The sequence below is a fragment of the Streptomyces sp. NBC_00154 genome (assembly GCF_026342835.1).
Lineage (GTDB): Bacteria > Actinomycetota > Actinomycetes > Streptomycetales > Streptomycetaceae > Streptomyces.
This window is the reverse complement of the sequence record NZ_JAPEMI010000001.1, coordinates 2,212,392-2,230,539: the sequence shown is the minus strand read 5'-3', so window position 1 is coordinate 2,230,539 and position 18,148 is coordinate 2,212,392. Positions and strand designations below refer to the sequence as shown.

At 70.3% G+C, this 18,148-nt stretch carries 18 protein-coding genes; 9 read left to right on the top strand and 9 right to left on the bottom strand.

Annotated elements, in window-relative coordinates:
- Nucleotides 1-105: 105 nt before the first annotated feature.
- On the top strand, nt 106-1,488 hold the full coding sequence (locus OHA03_RS09780) for a radical SAM protein (RefSeq protein WP_267002802.1): 1,383 nt from the start codon (nt 106-108) through the stop codon (nt 1,486-1,488).
- Nucleotides 1,489-1,522: 34 nt separating this feature from the next.
- Here OHA03_RS09780 and OHA03_RS09775 read toward each other — a convergent pair whose 3' ends face one another.
- On the bottom strand, nt 1,523-2,251 hold the full coding sequence (locus OHA03_RS09775) for an isocitrate lyase/phosphoenolpyruvate mutase family protein (RefSeq protein WP_267002800.1): 729 nt from the start codon (nt 2,249-2,251) through the stop codon (nt 1,523-1,525).
- 71 nt (nt 2,252-2,322) lie between these two features.
- Entirely contained in the window at nt 2,323-2,835 is a 513-nt protein-coding gene (locus OHA03_RS09770; RefSeq protein WP_267002798.1) for a carboxymuconolactone decarboxylase family protein, read from the bottom strand.
- Between the two features lie 47 nt (nt 2,836-2,882).
- On the opposite strand from OHA03_RS09770, the gene OHA03_RS09765 reads away from it, so the two are divergent.
- From OHA03_RS09765 to OHA03_RS09755, 3 genes are all read left to right on the top strand, one after another.
- Nucleotides 2,883-4,286: a PLP-dependent aminotransferase family protein gene (locus OHA03_RS09765; protein WP_267002796.1), complete on the top strand. Its 1,404-nt coding sequence runs from the start codon at nt 2,883-2,885 to the stop codon at nt 4,284-4,286.
- 206 nt (nt 4,287-4,492) lie between these two features.
- On the top strand, nt 4,493-4,768 hold the full coding sequence (locus OHA03_RS09760; RefSeq protein WP_267002794.1) for a hypothetical protein: 276 nt from the start codon (nt 4,493-4,495) through the stop codon (nt 4,766-4,768).
- Nucleotides 4,769-4,774: 6 nt separating this feature from the next.
- Entirely contained in the window at nt 4,775-5,974 is a 1,200-nt protein-coding gene (locus OHA03_RS09755; protein WP_267002792.1) for a glutathionylspermidine synthase family protein, read from the top strand.
- A 46-nt stretch (nt 5,975-6,020) separates the two neighbouring features.
- Here OHA03_RS09755 and rocD read toward each other — a convergent pair whose 3' ends face one another.
- The 4 genes from rocD to OHA03_RS09735 all read right to left on the bottom strand — a co-directional run bounded on the left by rocD (nt 6,021) and on the right by OHA03_RS09735 (nt 9,904).
- On the bottom strand, nt 6,021-7,226 hold the full coding sequence (gene rocD, locus OHA03_RS09750; RefSeq protein WP_267002791.1) for an ornithine--oxo-acid transaminase: 1,206 nt from the start codon (nt 7,224-7,226) through the stop codon (nt 6,021-6,023).
- Nucleotides 7,227-7,338: 112 nt separating this feature from the next.
- A complete protein-coding gene (locus tag OHA03_RS09745) occupies nt 7,339-8,169 on the bottom strand; it encodes a hypothetical protein (protein ID WP_267002789.1) in 831 nt (276 codons plus the stop codon).
- 126 nt (nt 8,170-8,295) lie between these two features.
- A complete protein-coding gene (locus OHA03_RS09740) occupies nt 8,296-9,150 on the bottom strand; it encodes a hypothetical protein (RefSeq protein ID WP_267002787.1) in 855 nt (284 codons plus the stop codon).
- Nucleotides 9,143-9,904, bottom strand: a complete 762-nt coding sequence (locus OHA03_RS09735; RefSeq protein ID WP_354006153.1) for a sigma-70 family RNA polymerase sigma factor — start codon at nt 9,902-9,904, stop codon at nt 9,143-9,145. The genes OHA03_RS09740 and OHA03_RS09735 overlap by 8 nt, the downstream gene beginning before the upstream one ends.
- 55 nt (nt 9,905-9,959) lie before the next feature.
- Between OHA03_RS09735 and trpS the strand changes: the two genes are divergently transcribed.
- Together trpS and OHA03_RS09725 are read left to right on the top strand one after the other, a co-directional pair.
- Complete coding sequence (gene trpS / locus OHA03_RS09730; RefSeq protein ID WP_267002785.1) at nt 9,960-10,973, top strand: tryptophan--tRNA ligase; 1,014 nt, start codon at nt 9,960-9,962, stop codon at nt 10,971-10,973.
- A gap of 112 nt (nt 10,974-11,085) precedes the next feature.
- A complete protein-coding gene (locus tag OHA03_RS09725) occupies nt 11,086-11,676 on the top strand; it encodes a 2'-5' RNA ligase family protein (protein WP_267002783.1) in 591 nt (196 codons plus the stop codon).
- A gap of 59 nt (nt 11,677-11,735) precedes the next feature.
- Here OHA03_RS09725 and OHA03_RS09720 read toward each other — a convergent pair whose 3' ends face one another.
- On the bottom strand, nt 11,736-12,491 hold the full coding sequence (locus OHA03_RS09720) for a decaprenylphospho-beta-D-erythro-pentofuranosid-2-ulose 2-reductase (RefSeq protein WP_267002781.1): 756 nt from the start codon (nt 12,489-12,491) through the stop codon (nt 11,736-11,738).
- An 80-nt stretch (nt 12,492-12,571) separates the two neighbouring features.
- Complete coding sequence (locus OHA03_RS09715; RefSeq protein WP_267002779.1) at nt 12,572-13,921, bottom strand: FAD-binding oxidoreductase; 1,350 nt, start codon at nt 13,919-13,921, stop codon at nt 12,572-12,574.
- Between the two features lie 175 nt (nt 13,922-14,096).
- On the opposite strand from OHA03_RS09715, the gene OHA03_RS09710 reads away from it, so the two are divergent.
- Complete coding sequence (locus tag OHA03_RS09710) at nt 14,097-15,026, top strand: YihY/virulence factor BrkB family protein (RefSeq protein WP_267002777.1); 930 nt, start codon at nt 14,097-14,099, stop codon at nt 15,024-15,026.
- Here the strand turns inward: OHA03_RS09710 and OHA03_RS09705 are convergent.
- On the bottom strand, nt 14,974-16,251 hold the full coding sequence (locus tag OHA03_RS09705; RefSeq protein ID WP_323181191.1) for a D-alanyl-D-alanine carboxypeptidase: 1,278 nt from the start codon (nt 16,249-16,251) through the stop codon (nt 14,974-14,976). The genes OHA03_RS09710 and OHA03_RS09705 overlap by 53 nt on opposite strands.
- A 121-nt stretch (nt 16,252-16,372) precedes the next feature.
- Here OHA03_RS09705 and OHA03_RS09700 point away from each other — a divergent pair, with 121 nt between their 5' ends.
- Together OHA03_RS09700 and OHA03_RS09695 are read left to right on the top strand one after the other, a co-directional pair.
- Nucleotides 16,373-16,618: an SCO4848 family membrane protein gene (locus tag OHA03_RS09700; protein WP_030969050.1), complete on the top strand. Its 246-nt coding sequence runs from the start codon at nt 16,373-16,375 to the stop codon at nt 16,616-16,618.
- A 73-nt stretch (nt 16,619-16,691) separates the two neighbouring features.
- A complete protein-coding gene (locus tag OHA03_RS09695; RefSeq protein ID WP_267007991.1) occupies nt 16,692-17,990 on the top strand; it encodes a metallophosphoesterase in 1,299 nt (432 codons plus the stop codon).
- Nucleotides 17,991-18,148: the final 158 nt, after the last annotated feature.

Sequence of the window (18,148 nt, the reverse complement as noted above, 5' to 3'; positions counted from 1 at the left end):
CCCCGGCAGCAGTCGCTGCCGGGGGCGGCTGCGTTCGCAGATGGCCGTCGGCGGGAACGGCCGTGGGTGGGAACTGCGGACACGGTCCGGGCAGTCTGGGCTGTCATGCGCGTGACGATGATTCTTCCGGCCCTGACCGAGGCGACCAGCCCGCTCTTCCGGCCCATCAAGTACTCGCTCTTCCCGCCGCTCGGCCTGGCGACCCTCGCCGGCTACCTGGATCCGGACGACGAGGTGACGCTCCTCGACGAGCATGTCGAACGGGTCGACATCGAGGCGCTCGACAGCCCCGAGCTGCTGGTCGTCCAGCCGTACATCACCTCCGCCCGGCGCAGCTACGAGATAGCCGACCACTTCCGTGCCCGGGGTGTCCACGTCGCCATGGGCGGCCTCCATGTGACCTCGCTCCCGGACGAGGCGGCGGCGCACGCCGACACGATCTTCACCGGGCCGGGGGAGGACACCTGGCCGCTGTTCCTGAAGGAGTTCCGGGACGGCGTGCCGGGCCGCCGGTACGACTCCAAGCTGCGCACCCTGGCCGGACTGCCGCCCGTACGACGGGACCTGATCAAGCGGAACCTGTATCTGGTGCCCAACTCGATCGTCGTCTCGCGCGGCTGCCCGCACCACTGCGACTTCTGCTACAAGGACGCGTTCTTCGAGGGCGGCAAGTCCTTCTACACCCAGGCCGTCGACGACGCTCTCGCCGAGATCGAGCGGCTACCCGGCAAGCACCTGTACTTCCTCGACGATCATCTGCTCGGCAACCGGCGTTTCGCCGAGGCGCTCTTCGACGGGATGGCCGGCATGGGGCGGCTCTGGCAGGCGGCCGGCACCGTGAAGTCCGTACTCCAGCCGGACCTGCTGGAGCGGGCCGTGGACGCGGGCCTGCGCAGCCTGTTCGTCGGCTTCGAGACCGTCAACAGTGCGAATCTCGCCGAACGCCGCAAGGAACAGAACATCGGCAAGGACTACGCGGCCGCCGTCCGCCGGCTGCATGACGCCGGTGTCATGGTCAACGCCAGCTTCGTCTTCGGCCTCGACCACGACGGCCCGGACGTCTTCGACCGGACGGTGGAGTGGGCCGTCGAGCAGGGCATCGAGACGGCCACCTTTCACATCATGACGCCGTATCCGTCCACCGGCCTGTGGAAGCAGATGGAGGCCGAGAACCGGATCGTCCACCGGGACTGGGATCTCTACGACACCCGCCATGTCGTCCACCGCCCGAAAGGGATGACCGCGCGTCAGCTGGAGGACGGCTACTGGCGTGCGTACCGGGACTTCTACCGCTGGTCGAACATCTGGCGCGGCGCGGCCGCACAGCCGGGCACGCACGAGCGGCTGAGGCACCTGGCGTACGCGGGCGGCTGGAAGAAGTTCGAACCCGCCTGGGACGCCCTGATCCGCTCCCGCAACGTGGTGCGGGCCATGCCGATGCTGGAACGGACCCTGGCTGCCTTCGGCGGCCGACAGGCCCACGGCTAGGGTCTGGCGGGCTCGGTGCGCGGACGGCGGGAGGCTACAGCGCGTGCAGCCGGTCGGCGATCTCACGGAGGGCTGCCATGGCCTGGCGCTGCAGCCCGGGGCCGAACGTGATCCGGGTGGCGCCCAGTTCGCCGAGGCGGCGCGGGGTCGGGTCGTCCGGCAGGGCGAAGACGTTGAGCGGGGCCGGGATGGCGGCGGCCAGGCGGGGAAGGGACTCGTGCGGTGCGGCGATCGGGTAGACGCAGTCCGCACCGGCTGCCGCATACAGCCGGCCGCGTGCGATCGTCTCCGTCTCCGGGTCGGTGCCGTCCGGGACGCCGCGCACATACGTATCGACGCGAGCGTTGACGAAGAGCTGATCGCCCGCGACCGCGCGTACCTCCGCCAGCCGGTCCGCCTGCCGCTGCGGGTCCGTCAGGACGCCGCCGGCCGAGTCCTCCAGGTTGCAGCCGACCGCACCGGTGTCGAGGAGCCGTTCCACGAGTTCCTTCGGTGGCAGCCCGTAACCGGCCTCGATGTCCGCCGAGACGGGTACGGGAACGGCGCGCACGATCCGGGCCACGGCCGCGAACATCTCGGCGGCGGGCGCCGCCCCGTCCTCGTACCCGAGCGAGGCCGCGACCCCGGCGCTCGGCGTGGCGAGCGCCGGGAAGCCGGCGTCGGCGAAGACACGGGCGCTCGCGGCGTCCCATGGTCCGGGGAGGACCAGCGGGTCTCCGGGGGTGCGGCCGTGGTGCAGGTCGCGGAAGACGGAGACGGTCATCGCGGGGCTCCCGGGAGGGGCGAGGTGGAGGAGGGGCGGCGCGGCGGCGCGGCGACGCTGCTCGGCCCGGGTCAGTGCTTCGTGTCGCTGGGAGAGTAGTGGCCGGGGACCATACGAGTGGCCACGGAGAACCGGTTCCAGGCGTTGATCACCGTGATGGCGGCGATCAGCTGGGCCAGCTCGGCCTCCTCGAAGTGCTTTGCGGCCTTCTCGTACACGTCGTCCGGCACGAAACCGTCGGTCAGGACCGTCACGGCCTCCGTCAGCTCGATCGCCGCGATCTCCCTCTCCGTGTAGAAGTGCCGCGACTCCTCCCACGCGCTGAGCTGGATGATCCGCTCGATCGACTCGCCCGCCGCGAGCGCGTCCTTGGTGTGCATGTCGAGGCAGAACGCACAGTGGTTGAGCTGCGAGGAACGGATCTTCACCAGCTCGGCGAGGATCGGGTCCAGCCCCTTACGGGATGCCGTCTCCAGCCGGACCATGGCCTTGAAGACATCGGGGGCGAGCTCGGCCCACTGCATGCGGGGGCTGTGTTCGGGGGCGTAGTCGGAGGTCGGGTGGTGGTGCTCGTTCGTAGTCATGTGTATGACGCTACGGGGCGGATGGCGCAGGAGTATGGTCCATTTACATGACGGATTCCTGGGCCACTTTCGGAGCCGACCTGCACATCGACCCGGCAGGTGCGGCGGGGCTGCGGGCCGGGCTGATGAACGCGCTGCGGGAGGCCGTACGGACCGGGCGGCTGACGCCCGGGACCCGGCTGCCCTCGTCCCGCACGCTCGCCGCCGACCTGGGGATCGCCCGGAACACCGTGGCCGACGCCTACGCCGAGCTGGTCGCCGAGGGCTGGCTCACAGCCCGGCAGGGTTCGGGCACCCGGGTCGCGCAGCGGGCCGAGCCACGTCGACCGGCTGCGACGGCCCCGCGCTCCCGGCCGGTGCGGCGCCGGCCCGCCTACAGCTTGATGCCCGGCTCGCCCGACCTGTCGACGTTCCCGCGCGCCGACTGGCTCAAGGCGGCCCGGCGCGCCCTGACCGCCGCGCCGAACGACGCCTTCGGGTACGGCGATCCGCGCGGGCGCATCGAGCTGCGCACCGTACTGGCCGACTATCTGGCGCGGGCCCGCGGGGTGTACGCGGCCCCGGAGCGGATCGTGATCTGTTCCGGCTTCCTCCACGGGCTGATGCTGATGGGGAAGGTGTTGCGGAAGCGGCGGGTGCGGGAGGTGGCTGTCGAGTCGTACGGACTGGATGCGCACTGGAATGTGCTCGGGGACGCCGGACTCCGCACGCCGTGCCTGCCGCTCGACGGACTCGGTTCGCGGACCGGGGAGCTGGTCGGGATGCGCGGGGTGGGCGCGGTGCTGATGACTCCCGCGCACCAGTTCCCGACGGGGGTGCCGCTCCATCCCGACCGTCGGGCCGCGGCCGTGGACTGGGCACGGGGTGCGGGCGGTCTGATCCTGGAGGACGACTACGACGGCGAGTTCCGCTACGACCGGCAGCCGGTCGGCGCCCTCCAGGGCCTCGACCCGGAACGGGTCGTCTATATGGGGACGACCAGTAAGTCCCTGGCGCCGGGGCTGCGACTGGCCTGGATGGTGCTGCCGCAGGAACTGGTGAAGGAGGTGGCCGAGGCGAAGGGCGACATCGACTGGGTGTCGAGCGCGCCGGACCAGCTGACGCTCGCGGAGTTCATCGAGTCCGGTGCGTACGACCGTCATGTGCGCTCGATGAGGCTGCGCTACCGGCGCCGCCGCGACCAGCTCGTCGCGGCGCTCGCGGAACAGGCGCCCGCACTCCGCATCAGCGGGATCGCCGCCGGTCTGCACGCCGTCCTCGAACTCCCGGACGGCAGCGAGCGATCGGTGATCCAGGCCGCGGCCTTCCAGGGGCTGGCCCTGGAAGGCATGGCCCGCTTCCGGCACGCGGACGCGGAGGCCGGAAAGGACGCACTGGTCATCAGCTTCGGCGCCCCGACCGACAGCGCCTGGACGGGCGCTCTGGAAGCACTCTGCCGGGTGCTGCCGTAGTAACCGTGACCCCGACGGCACCCTCGCCCGCACCTGCCGTCCGCGCGCCCTGCCGTCAGTATCCGTGTGCTCCGGCGCCGCGACCTCGACCACCCCGAGACCGCATCCCGCCCCAGCCCCAGTACCAGGGTTCCCGCCTCCTCGGGCGGCCATCTAATCTGACCGACGGTCCTATGACTGGAACGGAACGATGGGGGAGACGGAAGATGTCCAAGCGCAGAGTGAGGTCGAGCACGGTGGTGCTCGGCTCCATGGGGGTTCTCGCGGCGGCGATCACCTCGTGCGGATCGGAACCGGACAAGCGGTGTGTGGATCCGGTGACCCACTCCAAGCTGCCGAGTTACGAGTGCAAGAGCAGCAGTGGCAACGGCACTTACTACTACGGCGGCAGCTCCAAGGGCGGCAAGGTCCAGGGCGGTAGTTTCGACAAGTCCGCCGTCGATCGCGGCGGCTTCGGCTGCTCCGGTACGGGCGGCGGCTGACCGGCCATGGAACGCCGCACCACCGAACCGCGCCCCGGCTGGCAGGAGACCGTCGAGGAGCAGGGGATCGTCTATCCGCTGACCCGTTACCCGGACGGATCGCTGCGCCCCTACTGGGACGAGAGCGCGTACTACGTCTTCTCGCTGCCCGAGGTCGAGGCGCTGGAGGACGTGGTCGAGGAGCTGCACACGATGTGCCTGGCTGCCGCCGCGCACATCGTCGAGCAGGACCGCTTCGCCGACCTCGGCATCACCGACCGGCGACTGGCCGCTCTGATCACCGAGTCGTGGCGGCGCCGCGCCGAACTTCCGTCCCTGTACGGCCGGTTCGACCTGCGCTACGACGGAACCGGCCCGGCGAAGATGCTGGAGTACAACGCCGACACCCCCACCTCACTCGTGGAGGCGGCCAGTGCCCAGTGGTTCTGGATGGAGGACCGCTTCCCGGACGCCGACCAGTGGAACTCCCTTCACGAACGCCTCGTCGCGGCATGGAAGCGGCAGGCCGCACTGCTGCCACCGGGACCGCTGCATTTCGCCCACTCCGAGGGGGACGAACTCGGCGAGGACCTGATGACGGTCGCGTATCTCCGCGAGACCGCCGAACAGGCCGGGCTCGACACGGAGGCGCTCTCCGTGGAAAAGATCGGCTGGGACCGGCTGACCGGACGGTTCGTCGACGACAGGCTCCGCTTCATCCGTAGCTGCTTCAAGCTCTACCCGTGGGAGTGGCTGGCGACCGATCGCTTCGGCCCCCATGTCCTGGACACCCTCGACAACGGCGGCGGCACGGGCACCACCTGCTGGATCGAGCCCGCCTGGAAGATGCTCCTGTCCAACAAGGCGCTGTTGGCCATCCTATGGGAGCTCTATCCGGGTCACCCGAATCTGTTGCCCTCCTATCTCGACGGTCCTCGCGAACTGGCCGGGGACAGGAACGGTGGAGGTGGCATCGGCTATGTCGCCAAGCCACTGCTCGGCCGTGAGGGCGCCGGCGTCACGATCCATGAGCCGGGAAGTCCCGTGGTCACACGGGACGAGCCGTGCTGCTATCAGGAGCTCGCCCCGCTGCCGGACTTCGACGGCAACCGGGTCGTGCTGGGCGCCTGGGTCGTCGAGGACGAGTCCGCGGGGCTCGGCATCCGGGAATCGGCGGGGCTGGTGACGGACGAGTACGCACGCTTCCTGCCTCACGTCATCCTTTAGCGACACCGGTGGGGCCGGCCGACCCGGCCCCACCGACCCGGCGCCGTCAGCCGCGCAGTACTTCGCGCAGTTGCTCCAGGCCCCAGTCCAGGTCCTCCTTGCTGATCACCAGAGGCGGAGCGATCCGGATCGTCGAACCGTGGGTGTCCTTGACCAGCACCCGGCGGTCCATCAGCTTCTCGGAGACCTCCCGACCCGTGCCATGACCCGGGGCGATGTCGACTCCCGCCCACAGCCCGCGGCCCCGCACCGTCTCCACCGCGCCGCCACCCACCATCAGTCCCAGCTCCTGGTGGAGGTGGTCGCCCAACTCCGTGGCCCGCTGCTGGAACTCGCCGGTGCGCAGCATCGCGATGACCTCCAGCGCGACCGCACAGGCGAGAGGGTTGCCGCCGAACGTGGAGCCGTGCTCACCCGGCCGGTACACCCCGAGCACCGCGGCCGACGAGACCACGGCCGACACCGGTACCACGCCGCCGCCCAGCGCCTTGCCGAGCACATACATGTCCGGCACGACACCCTCGTGCTCGCAGGCGAAGGTCTTGCCCGTCCGGCCCAGACCCGACTGGATCTCGTCCGCGATGAAGAGCACATCCCGCTCGCGGGTCAGCTCGCGCACCCGTGGGAGGTAGCCGGGCGGTGGCACCAGCACCCCGGCCTCGCCCTGGATCGGCTCCAGCAGCACCGCCACGGTGTTGTCCGTCATCGCCGCACGCAGCGCGGTCAGGTCCCCGTACGGCACGATCTCGAACCCCGGCGTGTAGGGGCCGAAGTCCGCCCGCGCCTCCTGGTCCGTGGAGAAACTGATGATGGTCGTCGTCCGGCCGTGGAAGTTGTTCGCCGCAACGATGATCTTCGCCATGCCGTCCGGGACGCCCTTCACCCGGTAACCCCACTTGCGGGCGGTCTTCACCGCGGTCTCCACGGCCTCCGCCCCGGTGTTCATGGGCAGCACCATCTCCATGCCGCACAACTCGGCGAGCTGCGTACAGAAGTCGGCGAACCGGTCGTGATGGAAGGCGCGCGAGGTCAGGGTCACCCGGTCCAGCTGTGCCTTGGCCGCCTCGATCAGGCGTCGGTTGCCATGGCCGAAGTTGAGCGCCGAGTAGCCCGCGAGCATGTCGAGATAGCGCCGGCCTTCGACATCGGTCATCCAGGCGCCTTCCGCCGAGGCGACGACGACCGGAAGCGGATGGTAGTTGTGCGCGCTGTGCGCCTCGGCGGAGGCGATGGCGGTTTCCGTGGTCGACACGGGATCTCCGTTCGTCGTGCGGCGTGGGCTGGGGTGCTGCCCACTTTGTATCGTCGGTCGGATCTCCGGGGAGGAAACCTTCAATCCATGGCGCGCCCGTGAGATAGCGCAGTCAGAGATCCAGGAGCTCCTGACGTGGGCGGCTCTTGCGGCCGCCGCCATCCCCGCCGTCACCACTCCGGCGAGCTGCCAGGGGGCGCAGGGCCAGAGCGAGCGCCGCCCCCGCCACCAGCCCGGGTACGGCCCACCACACGCCGTTGAAGCGGTCGGAGGAGCCGGAGGCCCTGGCGGTGTCCGCAGAGGCCGACGGGGAAGTCTCCGGTTCCGACGCGAGGCCGGCCAGCGGGTCCATCGGGGCGGACATCTTCTTGTTGTCCCAGGCTTGTGGGAACACCCTCGCGTACGCGTCCTGGTTGCTCGTCTTCCCCATCAGCCCGAGCTCCGTGAACAGCTTGACCAGCCCCGCCGGATTCTTCGCCCGGTGCCAGTACCCGCGGAAGGTATAGGGGACTTCGGACGCCGTGTGTATCCATATGGCGTCCGGATCGTCGCCCGGGAAGACGCGGTCGGTCCGCATCGGCTCCAGATCCAGGACCATCCAGGTCACATTGATCTGCCGGGTCCCCATCGCCGCGTCCATGCTCTGCGGCCGCTGCTTGGCGCCCTTTCCGGCCGGGCCCAGCAGGGCCTCCAGCTCGGCAAATCTCGGATCCGAGACGGAGAGTGCGGTCGCCTCCCCGCTGTCGGGCGAAGAGACGAGCACGGTCGTCGATCCGCCTGCCACCGCACCCGGCGCGAGGCAGAGACTCAGCCCCCACACCACCGCCAGCACGGCCGACAGCCGCAGGAACCGGGCCCCCGGCCGCCGCCTGAACCGGCCCTCCTGCCGTTGCGCGGAACGCAGCCGCGGCCCTCGCGCCAACAGGCTTCCTGGCTTTCCCATGACGTCCCCTTGTACTGTCGTCTTTTGTACTGTCGTCCTGTGCGCTACGGCCCGTCCGTACCGCGTCACTTCTGGTACACCGCTCGAGCCCCGCAGGTTCCGCTCCGGCGCCCACCGATCCCAGGCCTATCGATCGCCGGCCCGACCGAGCGTGGACTTGGCTACCGCGCGGGCCCGCTCCCGCGCGTCCACGCCCTCCAGCCGCAGTGTCAGCCGATCGTCCTTGACCCACAACAGGGTGGGCCCAGCCGTCCGTTGCGACCGCGTCCACCGGTTGCCGTCCCCGTCGACCATGCCGAAGCGCAGCACATGCGGCCGGGCGAACCACAGCCCGTCCACCCGGCCGCCCCGGCCGTCATGGACCTTCAGCCACTCCGGCTGCTCCCGCACCTGCTTCGTGAAGTACGGATCGAGTCTCGACAAGAACTCGTCGAGCCGTACCGTCCGCCCGTTCTCCCGCCAGCACAGCGTGACCATGGACCGGCCTTGCGGCAGTTCCGTCAGGGCCACCGCAGCCGGTGCGCCGAGCGCCGGCGGTACGACCGGCCGGAAGCCCGATCGCCGTGCCGCCTCCGACAGCGTCACCGGGGTGTCACAGTCAGGCACCGGCTCACCCGGCCGCTCGGGGGCCGGCGCGGACGGGTCGTACCGCACCTCGACCCCGCCGAAGGCGAACCAGTCCGCGACCGTCGCCCGCACCGGAGGCGTCAGCACCAGCACGACCAGGACCCCCGAGAGGGCCGCGGCCAGCAGGCGGGCCTGCCTCCGCACCCACGCCCCGGCCCGCTTCAGCCGCCCCGGCGGAACGGGGACGGGCGCCGGGACCGCCTCCGCGACGATCTGCGCCAGCACCCGCTCCGCCATCGTCAGCCCGGCGCCCTCCGGATCCTGCTCCGGCACACCCATCCCGCGCCCCAGCGCCAGCAGCTCCGCCCGCAGGCGCGCCCGGTCACCGCCACGCCCTCGCTCAGCGTCACTCATGCTCCTCACCCCCTCCCGCCTCTCGCCTGTCCGTCCTTCGACCGTCCGCAGTCGTCCCGAGCTTCTTCTCCAGCTTTTTCAGGGCGCGGTTCAGCCGGGACTTCACCGTCCCCCGTGGCCAGCCCAGGGCCTGTGCCGTCTCCGCCTCGTCCATCTCCAGCAGGTAGCGGTACGTGACGACCCGCCGATGCTCCTCGCTCAGCTCGTCGAGAGCGGCTGTCAGCAGCGTCCGCCGCTCCTCCGCGAGCGCCGCCACCGCCGGATCCGCCGACTCCGGTATCACCGGATCGGCGCCCCGCAGTATCGCCTCGCGCCCGGCCACCGCCCGCGCCCGGCCCGCCGACCGGATTGTGTTCCTCGTCTCATTCACCACGATCCGCAGCAGCCATGGCCGGAATGCCGCCCCCTCCCGGAAACGGCCCAGCGACTGGTACGCCTTGAAGAACGCCGACTGCACCACATCCTCGGCGTCGGGCCCCGCCCCGAAGGCGACCGCGGCCCGCAGGGCGACGCCTGTGTGGGCGCGCACGAGCTGCGCGTATGCCTCCGCCTCCCCGGCGCGCACACGAGCGATCACCGCCGCCTCGCCCTCGGTCGGCGCTCTCGCCGCCGCCTCGGCCCGGGCCCCGGCCTGCTGCCCGGCCCGCCCCTCCACCTGCCCCTCGGCACGCCCGAGAGCGCGGTCCGTACCCCCGTCGTCGACGGCGCGGCCCCCCTCCCGGCCCCTCTGCAGGGCCCCCTCCTGCGTCCTCACACCTTTCATACACCGGCTGCCGGAGATCGGTTCCGTACCTGAGACAATGAGTTTCATGGCCTCTGAACGCCCCCGCGTGCTCTCCGGAATCCAGCCCACCGCAGGCTCGTTCCACCTCGGCAACTACCTCGGTGCGGTCCGCCAGTGGGTGGCGCTGCAGGAGTCCCACGACGCCTTCTACATGGTCGTGGACCTGCATGCGATCACCATTCCGCAGGATCCCGTCGAGCTTCGTGCGAACACCCGGCTCGCCGCCGCCCAGCTGCTCGCCGCCGGACTCGACCCGGAACGCTGCACGCTCTTCGTCCAGAGCCATGTCCCCGAGCACGCTCAGCTCGGCTGGGTGATGAACTGCCTGACGGGCTTCGGCGAGGCATCCCGGATGACGCAGTTCAAGGACAAGTCCGCAAAGCAGGGCGCCGACCGGGCCACCGTCGGCCTCTTCACCTACCCGGTCCTCCAGGTCGCGGACATCCTGCTGTACCAGGCCAACCAGGTCCCGGTCGGCGAGGACCAGCGCCAGCACATCGAGCTCACCCGTGACCTCGCCGAGCGCTTCAACGCCCGGTTCGGTGAGACCTTCACCATCCCGGACCCGTACATCCTCAAGGAGACGGCGAAGATCTTCGATCTTCAGGACCCGTCGTCCAAGATGAGCAAGTCGGCGGCCACCCCGAAGGGGCTGATCAACCTCCTCGACGAGCCGAAGGCCACGGCCAAGAAGGTCAAGAGCGCGGTCACCGACACGGACACCGTCATCCGCTTCGACCGCGCCGAGAAGCCGGGCGTCAGCAACCTCCTGACCATCTACTCCACCCTCACCGGAACCGGTATCGAGGATCTGGAACAGAAGTACGAGGGCAAGGGTTACGGTGCGTTGAAGACCGACCTCGCAGAGGTGATGGTCGAGTTCGTCACACCGTTCCGGACCCGCACCCAGGAATACCTCGACGACCCCGAGTCGCTGGACTCGATCCTGGCCAAGGGCGCGGAGAAGGCCCGAGCGGTGGCCGCCGAGACCCTGGCGCTGACCTACGACCGGATGGGCTTTCTGCCCGCGAAGCACTGAGTCCAAGGACCCTGGCGGGACGGTGGCCGCAGGCGGCACACTGGCGACGGGAAACCGACTCCGGTGACGGCGCGAAGCCGGCCATCGACCTTCGAAGATTGAGGAGAACGACGTGGGGACCGTAACGCTCGGCGTTTCGATCGCGGTCCCGGAGCCCTACGGCAGCCTGCTCCAGGAGCGGCGCGCGAGCTTCGGGGACCCTGCCGCATACGGCATTCCCACCCACGTCACCCTTCTCCCGCCGACCGAGGCCGAGGCGGCCGACCTGCCCGCGGTCGAACGGCATCTTGCCCAGATCGCGACCGGCGGCCGCCCCTTTCCGATGCGGCTGTCCGGGACGGGGACCTTCCGCCCCCTGTCGCCGGTCGTCTACGTCCAGGTCGTCGAGGGCGCGTCGGCGTGCGCCTGGCTGCAGAAGCGGGTGCGCGACGCGTCCGGCCCGCTGATGCGCGAGCTGCAGTTCCCGTACCACCCGCACGTGACCGTGGCGCACGACATCGCCGAGGAGGCGATGGACCGGGCGTACGCGGAGCTCTCCGACTACGAGGCGTCCTGGACCTGCGGTTCCTTCGCGCTGTACGAGCAGGGCCCGGACGCCGTCTGGCGCAAGATCAACGAGTTCCCGTTCGGGGCGGAGGGATCCGCTCCCGCGGTACCCGCGCAGGGCGGCAGTTCCGTGGACGAGCCGTCCCTGCAGCCCTGAGGCCGCAGGTGCCGGCCGACCGCGCTCCCACGGTCTGCCGGACCCCGTAACCGCACCGCTCAGACCGGAAGACGCCGGAAGAGCGGCCGCGGCACATGGCGCAGCGCCGACATCACGACCCGCAGCGCGCCCGGTACCCACACCGTCTCCGAGCGTCGCCGCAGCCCCGTCACGATCGCGTCCGCGACCGCCTCCGGGGTCGTCGCGAGCCGCGCCCCGGCCACCCCCGCCGTCGTCCTCGACCGTACGAAGCCGGGGCGTACGACCATCACATGCACCCCGGTGCCGTGCAGAGCGTCGCCCAGCCCCTGGGCGAACGCGTCCAGCCCCGCCTTGCTCGATCCGTAGATGAAGTCGGCGCGGCGGGCCCGCTCGCCCGCCACCGAGGACAGCACCACCAGCGATCCGTGACCCTGCTCCTGGAGCGCGCCGGCGCACACCAGGCCGGCGGAGACGGCCCCCGTGTAGTTGGTCTGCGCGACCCGTACCGCGGAGAGCGGCTCCTCCTCGTCGCGCTCCTGGTCCCCGAGGATGCCGAACGCGAGCAGCACCATGTCGATGTCGCCCTCGGTGAAGATCTTGCCGAGGGCGGTCTCATGGGACTCGGAGTCCAGGGCGTCGAAGTCGACGGTACGGACGTACGCGCCCAGGGCGCGCAGTTCCGCCGCGGCAGACTCCAGTCCGGGCGAGGGGCGTCCGGCCAGCCAGACCGTGCGGGTGCGGCGGGAGATCAGACGGCGCGCGGTCGCCAGCCCGATCCGGGACGTGCCACCGAGCAAGAGCAGGGACTGCGGGGCACCGAAGGCGTCCTTCACGAAAACACTCCTAGCGGGGGCGGCGGACGGCGAGTTGGTGGGAGGCGGGGGGAAGAAGAGCCGGCGGGTGTAGCACTGGTTCAGAGCGCGAGGCGGCGGGAGAGGTCCGAGCGGAACGCCCCGTTCGGGTCCAATTCGGCGCGCAGCGCCAGGAATTCGTGCAGTCGCGGATACATGGTGGCCAGCGACTCGGGGCGCAGCCTGGAGTCCTTTGCCAGGCAGACGCGGCCGCCCGCCGCTGCCACCTCCTCGTCCAGCCCGTCGAGGAAGCGGGCCAGGCCCGGCAGGGCGGCAGGCAGATCGAGGGCGAGCGTCCAGCCCGGCATCGGGAAGGACAGCCAGCCCGGATCACCGTCCCCGAACCGCTTGAGCACGGCGAGGAACGACGGGCAGCGGCGCTGCGAGATCCGCCGGACGATGCGGCACAGCGCCTCCTCCTGTCCGAGTCCGACGACGAACTGGTACCGCACGAAGCCGCCGCGGCCGTGGACCCGGTTCCAGTGCGGCACGGCGTCCAGCAGGTGGAAGTACGTGGACAGCTTCTGGAGTTCACCGGTGCGGAACTTGGGGGCTCTGCGGTACCAGAGCTCGTTGAACAGGGCGACGGAGGTACGGCCGAGCAGCCTGTCCGGTACGAACGCAGGCGCCGCGGGTAGCCGGCCAGGGCGGAACATGAGCGGTGTGCGCCGGTCGCGCGCCGGGAGCACATGCAGGGGTGCGTGCTCCCCGCGGGTGAGTACGGAGCGCCCGGTCGCCCGGCCGCGGGCGAGGAGGTCGATCCAGGCGGCCGAGTAGCGGTAGCGGTGGTCGGAGGCGGTGAGCCGGGCCATCAAGTCGTCCAGATCGACGGCCCGTTCGGTGTCGACCGACATGAGCGACGTCGCGACGGGGTGGAACTGGAGCGTGGCCGACAGGATCACCCCGGTCAGTCCCAGGCCTCCCGCGGTCGCGTCGAAGAGGTCGGTGCCGGGCCGGACCGTCCGGATCGTGCCGTCGGCGGTGAGCAGCTCCATGGCCCGTACGTGTCGGGAGAAGGAGCCGGAGACGTGCTGGTTCCTGCCGTGGATGTCGGCGCCGATCGCGCCGCCCACCGTGACGTAACGGGTCCCCGGGGTCACCGGCACGAACCAGCCGAGCGGCAGCAGCACTTCCATCAGCCGGTGCAGGCTCACGCCCGCGTCGCACACCACCAGGCCGGCTGCGGCGTCGATGGTACGGATCCGGTTCAGCGCGGTCATGTCGAGTACGGAGCCGCCCGCGTTCTGCGCCGCGTCGCCGTAGGCCCGGCCGAGGCCGCGGGCGATGGAACCACGGGGTCCGCAGCCGCGTACCGCGACCGCCGCCTCCTCGTACGTACGGGGGCGGAACCGCAGTGCGGTCGTCGGGGCGGTGCGGCCCCAGCCGGTCAGGGACACGGTGTCGACGGACATGGTGGTGACCGTATCGCCCGGGAAAACACCTTTGAGGGATTTGTTACAACACTCACCGAAATGGGTGGTTGAAAGAGTGTCAGCCATTCAGGATGCGAAACGTCCGCCGCCGACCAGAAGAGTGCAGTGGGGGCCACCCAACGGTTTTTCGCGCCCAGGAGGGTACGCGCACGTCATGGACTGGCTGAAGAAACTCCCCGTCATCGGGCCACTGGTCTCCTGGCTGATGACGACGCACGCCTGGCGCTCGTACGAAAGGCTCGACCGGGTCCACTGGACCAGGCTCGCCGCTGCGATCACCTTCATCAGCTTCCTGGCGCTCTTCCCGCTGATCGCGGTCGCCGCGGCGATCGGCGCCGCGATGCTCTCCACCGAGCAGCTGAACAAGATCGAGGACAAGGTCGCCGAGCAGGTGCCCGGCATCTCCGACCAGCTCGGCATCGCCGGTCTGGTGGCCCACGCGGGGACGGTCGGGCTGGTCGCCGGTGTGCTGCTGCTCTTCACCGGTGTCGGCTGGATCGGTGCGATGCGTGACTGTCTGCGCGCGGTCTGGGAGATGGACGACGTGGACCAGGGCAATCCGGTCGTCCGTAAGCTCAAGGACGCCGGACTGCTGGTCGGCCTCGGCGGAGCGGCGCTCGTCACCCTCGCCGCCTCCACGGCCGGCTCCACCGCGGTCGGCTGGACCGCCCGGCTGGTGGGCATCTCCGACCGCGGGGCCGGCGGGGTGCTGCTGCAGACCGCCGCCCTGCTGGTGGCGGCCCTGGCCGACTTCCTGCTGCTGCTCTATCTGCTGACGCTGCTGCCCGGCGTCAAGCCGCCGCACCGCAGGCTGGTGACCGCCGCGGTGATCGGCGCGATCGGCTTCGAACTCCTCAAGCTGCTGCTCGGCAGCTATATGAAGGGCGTCGCGTCGAAGAGCATGTACGGCGCCTTCGGCGTACCGATCGCCCTCCTGCTGTGGATCAACTTCACCGCGAAACTGCTGCTGTTCTGCGCCGCCTGGACGGCGACGCCGAGCAGGCGGCAGACGAAGGAGGGCGCCGCGGACGTCAGCGGCGAGGAAGGCGGCGCACCAGGTCCGGCAGCGGCCAGCGCCGGTTGACCAGGAACACCCCGCCGGCCAGCAGCGCCAGGACCCCGCCGACGATCCCGAGCGCGATCCCGACCCCGCTGGAGCCCGCACCGGCCGCGGCCGCCTTGGTGGTGCCCGAACCGTGCTTGCCCTTGTTCGCCGCGCCGTTGGCGCCCGCCGTGCCCTGTCCGCCGCCCGATTCCATGCCCTTGCCGGTTCCGGTCTGCGCGGACTTCGGGGGGACCAGTTCGCCGACCGGGGTCACCTTGCCGGCCGCGTCGAAGCCCCAGTCGAGCAGGCTCGCGGCCTCCTTGTAGACGGCGTGTCTCTCGTCGGACTTCGGGTTCATGACGGTGACGAGCAGCACCTTGCCGTTGCGCTCGGCGACACCGGTGAAGGTGTTGCCCGCGTGCGTGGTGTAGCCGTTCTTGACGCCCGCGATGCCCTTGTACGGCTCGACGCCGACGTCGCCGGTGAGCAGCCGGTTGGTGTTCTGGATCTGGAAGGCCTCGCGCTTCTTGCCGGCCTTCTTCTCGCCGGGGAATTCGGCCGTGGCAGTCGAACAGTACTCGCGGAAGTCCTCCTTCTGCAGTCCGCTGCGGGCGAACAGCGTGAGGTCGTACGCGCTGGAGACCTGGCCCGGGGCGTCGTAGCCGTCGGGCGACACGACGTGCGTGTCGAGGGCCTGCAACTCCTCGGCGTGCTCCTGCATGGCGGTGACGGTCCTGGGGACGCCGCCGTACATCGAGGACAGCACATGCACCGCGTCGTTGCCGGAGCGCAGGAAGACGCCGAGCCACAGGTCGTGGACCGTGTACGTCAGGCGCTCCTTGACGCCGACCAGGCTGCTGCCCTCACCGACGTCGGCGAGATCCTTGTTCGTCACCTTGTGCTTCAGGGTCTTCGGCTGGAGCTCGGGCGCGTCCATGACCGTGTCCGCGAACAGCATCTTCAGCGTGGAAGCCGGGGGCAGCCGCCAGTGCGAGTTGTGCGAGGCGAGCACCTCGCCGCTCTCCGCGTCCGCGACGATCCAGGACCGTCCGGTGAGGTCCTTCGGCAGCACCGGGGCGTTTGGCCCCAGATCGACCTGGGTGCCGACGAGGCCGAGCCGGCTGCCGCCGACCTTCGACATCGGGGCGGTCGGCTTCGGATCGTCTGTGGTGTCCTTGCCGACCGCTGACGCGGGGCCGACGACAAAGGTGGACAGCAGGACGGCAGAGGTGACCGTCAACGCGGTCTTTTTCAGAGCAGGCACGGTCGGAAACGTACAGGCTGATGATGTGGAGGGGGATGCGGACCGCCGGACCGGCCAACCGGACCGCCGGGACAGCCCACCCCGAGCGCCCCGGCCGGAGCGCGGTGGCGATACTGGATTTATGAAGCTCACCCGTCCCGTCTCCTGGTTCCTGCTCGCCTTCGGGGTGTGGAGCTGGTGCATTTGGGTCACTTTCGCCAAAAATCTATGGAAAGACGGCAGTGGACTTGCCTTCGACGACGCGGGTGACCCGACTGCGTACTTCTGGGTGCATCTGCTGCTCGCCATCACGTCCTTTCTTCTGGGGACGGCGGTCGGTGTGATCGGGTTGCGCGGACTCAGGGCTCTGCGCCGCGAACGTGCATAACCGGCCGCGCGGCGACCGGACATAGGCGTACGAAACACAGGCGTGCGGAACCGGAGTGGGAGCGCAAGTGGCACTGGTCTTCGTTCTGGCGGCGGTCGCGGTCCTCGCGCTGCTGGTCGGCGTGCACCGCTATGTGTGGCGTCGTTTTGTCGGCGACACGACGGCGCCGGGCAGCGCGCTGCGCCGGGCGGGCACCGTGGCGGTCTGGCTGCTGCCGCTGCTGAGCATCGGCGCTCTGGTCTCCGGGCGTGCGGGCGCGCCGTTCCGGCTGCAGCAGACGCTGGCCTGGCCGGGCTTTCTCTGGCTGGCGGCGCTCCTGTATCTGACGCTGGCTCTGCTGGTGGGCGAGGCGGTGCGGCCGGTTCTGCGGTGGGTGCTCGCGCGCCGCGCGGCGGATGGCAGTGCGGCCGGCAGGACCGGTGCCATTGCCGGGAGCGATGCGGCTGATATGGGCTCATCTCCGGCTGAAGCGCCAGCGAGCAGGACCCCTGCGGCCCCGGCCACCCTGGTCGTCGAAGCCCCCGCCCCGCCATCGGCGGCCACCCATCCGTCCCGTCGCCTGTTCGTGGCGCGGGCCGTAGGGGGCGCTGCCGCCGTCGCCGGGCTCGGTACCGTCGGATACGGCACGTACGGCGTGCTCCGCGGCCCGCGTGTCAAGCGGGTCACCGTCCCGCTCGCCAAACTGCCCCGGTCCGCGCACGGCTTCCGGATCGCCGTCGTCAGCGACATCCATCTCGGCCCCATCCTGGGCCGCGCCCACACCCAGCGGATCGTCGACACGATCAACCGGACCCAGCCCGATCTGATCGCTGTCGTCGGTGATCTCGTCGACGGAACCGTCGCCGACCTCGGGCCGGCTGCCGAACCGCTGGCGGGCCTGACTGCCCGTCATGGGGCATTCTTCGTCACCGGAAATCACGAGTACTTCTCCGGTGCGGCCCAATGGGTTGATCACGTAAGGGAATTGGGGCTTCACCCACTGGAGAACGCACGGGTCGAGATGGACGGCTTCGACCTGGCCGGGGTCAACGACATTGCCGGGGAGAGCGAGGGGCAAGGCCCCGATTTCGAGCGCGCCCTCGGCGACCGGGACCGTACCCGCGCCTCCGTCCTCCTCGCCCACCAGCCCGTCGTCATCGACGACGCGGTCGCGCACGGGGTGGACCTTCAGCTCTCCGGCCACACCCACGGCGGCCAGCTCTGGCCGGGCAACTACCTCGCCGAACTGGCCAACCCGACGGTTGCCGGGCTCGAACGCTACGGCGACACCCAGTTGTACGTCTCGCGGGGCGCGGGCGCCTGGGGTCCGCCGGTGCGGGTCGGCGCCCCCTCCGACATCACCGTCGTGCAGCTCGCCTCCCGACAGGCGTAGTCGCGGCCCCCGCACAACCCCACAGCACCTCCACCTTTTCGGTCGTTCGGCCCGCCGGAGGTTTCAACTGCCAAAGAATTGGCTAAGAGGTGCGGATTTCCTCTTCCAGATGTGAAAGTCGTGTGATTGGGTGAGTTCGAGCATGTGGTGATGTGCGT